Source organism: Raoultella sp., from assembly GCF_039594335.1.
Taxonomy (GTDB): Bacteria; Pseudomonadota; Gammaproteobacteria; order Enterobacterales; family Enterobacteriaceae; genus Klebsiella.
This window is the reverse complement of record NZ_JBCNNS010000220.1, coordinates 1-4,549: the sequence shown is the minus strand read 5'-3', so window position 1 is coordinate 4,549 and position 4,549 is coordinate 1. Positions and strand designations below refer to the sequence as shown.

Here is a 4,549-nt window from a genome sequence, read left to right as displayed (position 1 = left end):
GCCCCACCATGAACTGGCGGATACCGGCCAGAATCTGGGAGCGAACCTTAAAGGTCTTGCGGGATTCGTCGTTGGAGATCAGATCCAGGTAGCGCTGACGGTAGCGCGCTTCCTGATCCTGCAGGCCGTGGAATTTGTCCGGCAGCGGGCGCAATGCCTTGGTCAGCAGGCGCAGCTCGGTGCAGTGAATGGAGAGTTCGCCGGTCTGGGTTTTAAACAGCTTACCGCGGGCGGCGATGATGTCGCCAAGATCCCATTTCTTAAACTGTTCGTTGTAGACGCCTTCCGCCAGATCGTCGCGGGCGACGTACAGCTGAATGCGGCCGCCGAGGTCCTGCAGAGTGACGAAAGAGGCTTTGCCCATAATCCGGCGGGTCATCATGCGGCCAGCGACGGAGACGTCGACGTTCAGAGAGGTGAGTTCATGGTGTTCTTTACCATCGTATTCAGCATGGAGCTGATCGGAAGTATAGTCACGGCGAAAATCGTTCGGAAACGCCACACCCTGCTCGCGCAGCGCGGCCAGTTTTTCACGACGAGTTTTCAGTTCATTATTAAGGTCAATTGCCTCATCGGCACCTTGTGCTTGTTGTTCAGACATGTTGGTTCCTCATAACCCTGCTTGCAAACTTGCTTTGATAATTGAACCAGGTCACTGCCCGGCGCGGCCTTTCTCCGGTAGCAGCACCGGAGAACAATCGTAAGGAGCCTGGCTTTACTTGCGGCTGATTTCACTCAACCATTGCTTCAAAAACAGTTTTTTGTCTTAAGCTTCCGCGCTCGTCAGAATATTCCCCCATGATTAGCGACCATCCCCGGCTCGCGGCGTAAACGCCTTAGCCGGGCTACCAAGCGGCACAATTTTGTAGCCCCGGTAAGCCGGACCTGTCGCCAGACGGGGACTAGGCACCGCCTCCGGGAAGTTCACCGGTGACGGCGCGGCGCTTGCCGACGCCGCAGGCGGCAGCGAAGGCCAGGATGACAATCACCGCCACGTTGCCTAGCGTCCATTCCCCCATCTGAGCAAAGAAATGCTGATATGCGGCAATCGCCGTATCGCCGATCTGCGACTCAGTAGTCTGCTGCGCGACGATCCCCGCCAGCCAGTTGGCCACCGCCCCGGTCGCCAGCATATAAATCCCGGTCAGCACCCCGGTCACACCCGGCATATTCAGACGCGTGATCTGCGCCATCGCCACCGGGTCGATAAACAGCTCGGCAAAGCCCATCAGCGCCAGCCCGCAGACCATCAGCCCCATTGAGGCCTGGCCATCGACGGCGCCATGCCGCGCGTTGAGGGCCAGCACAATAAAGCCGCAGCCCATCAGTACCAGGCCAAACGCAAATTTCAGCCAGACGCGAAGCCCCGAGCGTGTGCTGCCTTCCGGTCGTATCAGCCAGGCCAGCGCCACGCCTGCCGCCATCACCGCGACGGCATTCACCGACTGGAAGAGAGCCGTCGGGACTTCAATGGTGAATAACTGGCGGTTAACAAAGCGATCGATAAACAGGCTGATAGAGCTGCCGCCCTGCTGCGCCAGAACCCAGAACAGCGTGCCGGTCAGCATCAGCAGAACGATTTGCCACAGCGCGCGACGGTGCTGCGGGGAGTTCACCATCATGCGCGCCACCATTTGGGCGGCGAAGGCGCAGACGATGGCCAGCAAATAGCCCGACCAGTTATTTTCCAGCAGCAGCGTGAAAAACACCGGCGCCACGCAGATCGTGACCACCAGCCAGCCCCAGGTCGGCAGTACAAACTTCACCGTCCGCAGCGCCTGCTTATCGACGCCGCGCGTGTCGCGGAAGTGGCGGCTACCGCTGAGGAAGATCATCAGGCCGACAAACATGCCGATCCCCGCCAGCGCAAAACCGATATGCCAGCCGTACCACTGTGCCGCCAGCCCACAAGCGATGGGCGCGACGATGGAGCCAACGTTCCCGGCGGCGTACAGCAGCGAGAAACCGCCGTCGCGGCGAGGGTCATCAACGGCGTAGAGCTCACCCAGCAGGCAGCTGATGTTGGATTTGAACAGGCCGTAGCCGCAGATAATGATCGCCAGCGCGAGGTACAGACTCCAGGTTGCATCGGATTCAACGCCCAGCACCACGTGGCCGAGCGTCATCAACAGCGCACCGGCAATCACCGCCATGCGATTGCCGAGCAGGCGGTCGGCAAGCCAGCCGCCGACAATGGGGGTAACGTAAACCAGGGAAGCGTAAGCGCTGAACAGAGTGATGGCGTGGCGGTCATCAAAGCCAAGTTGATGGGTGAGGTAGAGGATGAGTAAGGCACGCATGCCATAAAAGCTGAAATATTCCCAGATTTGGATCGCTACGATGTAATAGATCGCGCGCGGTTGTGAGGGTGTTTTCATGAGGTCTCCTGCAGCGTGAAAAAGGGAAATGGCACGCCACTTCCCCTGGAGCTTCAATTACTTGTTGTTTTCTTCTTTCAGCACTTTAACGGTGTAGCGACCGTCCGCTTGACGATAGGCGCCGTGGATATCGGTTTCGAAGCCTGGGTAGTGGGCGCCGATTTCGCACAGCATCTGCAGGAACTCCAGCACCGGACGGCTCTCTTCGGTGATCATTTCACCCGGCATGACCAGTGGCACTCCCGGAGGATACGGCAGAATCATGTTGGCGTTGACACGACCCACCATCTCTTCGAGACAGACCTCTTCGGTCTGACCATGCAGCTCTTTCTGGAACGCGGCGTACGGCGTGATCATCATGGTCGGCAACACTTCGAACGCGCGGAACATCAGGTCAGGCAAGTTGTGATGCGCAATCAGTTTGTGAATGTTCTGCGCCAGTTCCTGCACGCGCAGGTTTTCATAGAACTCCGGATCTTCGCGATACAGAGACGGCAGCATGTTTTTCACCCGCAGGTTCAGGTCGAAGGCACGCTTAAAGTCGGTCAGCGCACGCAGCAGGCTCAACGCTTTGGTTTTGTCGATACCGATGCTGAACAGGAACAGCAGGTTGTACGGCCCGGTTTTTTCTACCACGATGCCGTGTTCGTCAAGGTATTTCGCCACGATGCTTGCCGGAATACCGAACTCATCCATGGTGCCGTCTTTCTTCATCCCCGGGGTCAGCAGCGTGACTTTGATCGGGTCGAGGTACATGTGTTCGTTATCGATATTTTTGAAACCGTGCCATGCGCTATCAGAACGCAGCGGCCAGCACTCCGGGCCATCAATATGTTCCGGCTGCCAGACGTCGAAGAACCAGCCTTCGGATTCGCCTTTCAGACGTTTGATCTCTTTACGGAACTTAATAGAACGTTCGATGGAGCCATCGATCAGACGCTTACCGGCATTGCCTTTCATCATCGCGGCGGCTGTTTCCGTCGAGGCGACCACGCCGTAGTGCGGAGAGGTGGTGGTGTGCATCATGTAGGCTTCATTAAAGGTCTCTTCGTTGACATCACCTTTAACGTGAATCATCGACGCCTGAGAGAACGCCGCCAGCAGTTTGTGGGTGGACTGGGTTTCATAAATCACTTTCCCTTCCACGCGGCCACCGCTCATCCCGCATTTACCGGCATAGATTGGCGAGAAGTTGGTGTAAGGCACCCACGCGGAGTCAAAGTGGATCGATTTCACATCCAGCGTTTTCTTGATGAAGTCGGTGTTATACAGCAGACCATCGTAGGTGGAGTTAGTGATCACCGCATGCACCGGCCAGCTAGCATTCGGTGTCTCTTTGACGCGTTTGGCGATAGTGGCGTGCTGGAATTCACTCTGCGGAATACCGCCGAGGATGCCGTAGGCGTTACGGGTCGGACGGAAGTAAATCGGCGTAATGTCGCTCATCATCATCAGGTGAGTCAGCGATTTGTGGCAGTTACGGTCAATCAGTACGGTGCTGCCCGCAGGCGCGGAGTACATTCCGACGATTTTGTTTGCCGTTGAGGTGCCGTTGGTCACCATGTAGCTGCGTTCGGCGTTAAAGACACGCGCAATATACTCTTCCGCTTCTTTGTGCGGACCGCTGTGATCCAGCAGGGAACCGAGTTCAGAAACCGAAATCGAGATATCGGATTTCATGGTGTTTGAACCAAAGAAATCATAGAAGATGCTGCCTACCGGGCTTTTCTGGAAGGCGGTCCCGCCCATATGGCCTGGAGTACAGAAGGTGTATTTACCTTCACGCACATATTTGAACAGCGCTTTGGTCAGCGGCGGCAGAATAGTATTGATGTATTCATCGGTGTTCTGTTTGATTTTGTCGGCGATATCATCGGCCGCACCCAGCGCATATTCGAAGAAGCGCACCTGCATACGCAGATCGTTGAGGCTAACGTCCAGCGTGGAGTAGGTGTTGGCGAAAGCGTACAGCGGCATATATTCGTTCAGCTTGCTGATCTCTTCGCACAGTTCGAGATTGTATTTATCCCAGTCGAAGAGCACGCCACACAGACGGGCATTGTTTTCGATAAGTTTTAATAAGTCTTCACGGTCGTTCGGGTAGACAATGCGGAAGTCCAGGCGTTCGAGGGCGCGATGCAGTTCACGGATGGGTTCTTCTTTAAAGTAAA

General features: G+C 56.3%; 3 protein-coding genes. All 3 read right to left on the bottom strand.

The window, feature by feature from the left end; genetic code table 11:
• The coding region (locus ACZAHD_RS21765; RefSeq protein WP_462458595.1) for an OB-fold nucleic acid binding domain-containing protein at positions 1-601 on the bottom strand (601 nt) is incomplete at its 3' end.
• A 301-nt stretch (positions 602-902) separates the two neighbouring features.
• Positions 903-2,378 carry a dipeptide permease DtpD gene (dtpD, locus tag ACZAHD_RS21760; protein WP_462458594.1) on the bottom strand — a complete coding sequence of 492 codons (1,476 nt, stop codon included), beginning with the start codon at positions 2,376-2,378 and terminating at the stop codon, positions 903-905.
• A 57-nt stretch (positions 2,379-2,435) separates the two neighbouring features.
• Positions 2,436-4,549: lysine decarboxylase CadA (gene cadA / locus ACZAHD_RS21755; RefSeq protein ID WP_462458593.1), on the bottom strand; the 2,114-nt coding region annotated here is incomplete at its 5' end.